Source organism: Galbibacter kalidii (genome assembly GCF_026241135.1).
Lineage (GTDB): Bacteria > Bacteroidota > Bacteroidia > Flavobacteriales > Flavobacteriaceae > Galbibacter.
Genome location: NZ_JAPFGA010000086.1, coordinates 1 through 612 on the forward strand (window position 1 = coordinate 1; position 612 = coordinate 612).

The following is a 612-nucleotide window of genomic DNA, read 5'->3' on the forward strand; positions in this document are numbered from 1 at the left end:
CGGCACCAGAGTCCGTGGCGGGCTCCGCCACGCTCTCCATCCGCACTATGCGCGGGGCATTATCATCTACTGCCAGGGTCAGATCGACGGCCTGAGAGGTCTTCCTGGGGGCGAGTGCGCGGCGGTGGAGGTGAAGCGCATTCTGGGATTCGGCGGCCACAAAGGCGGACAGGTCATCCCCTGATATTCACCGGGCAGCCCTAGAAATGAAGATGGCGGTTGGTATCCTACTGATAAATCAGAGAGTTCCTGGCAGAACCTGATTCAGGAGGACCAACCGCCATGGGTGAAACCCTAACGACCTGGTCGCCGTCCTGCAACGGCTCCGTCAACGTCCAGCTCAGCGGCGATGCGACCACCAGTGATGCCGGTGCCTTGCTGCTGCGTGAAGCGCTCGATCGCAGCGGCGTCAGCGAGGCCATGGAAGACCACCTCGTCGACCCGCGGGATCCGCGGCGGGTCCGCCATTCGCTGGCCAGTCAGCTACGCGCCATCGTCTTGCAGCGCGCCATGGGCTGGTACGACCTCAACGACACCGGCACGCTCCAGCAGGATCCGGTGTGGCAGCTGGCGTGCAGCGATGCTCGCGGGCTGACACCCCTGGGCCAGGCG

2 protein-coding genes are annotated in these 612 nt (G+C 64.7%); both read left to right on the forward strand.

What is annotated here, in order from left to right; all coding sequences use genetic code 11:
- Window positions 1-184, forward strand: a 184-nt coding sequence (locus OOZ15_RS19990; RefSeq protein ID WP_265958192.1) for a hypothetical protein, incomplete at its 5' end; no start/stop codon positions are given.
- A gap of 98 nt (window positions 185-282) precedes the next feature.
- The coding region (locus OOZ15_RS19995) for a transposase (protein WP_265958193.1) at window positions 283-612 on the forward strand (330 nt) is incomplete at its 3' end.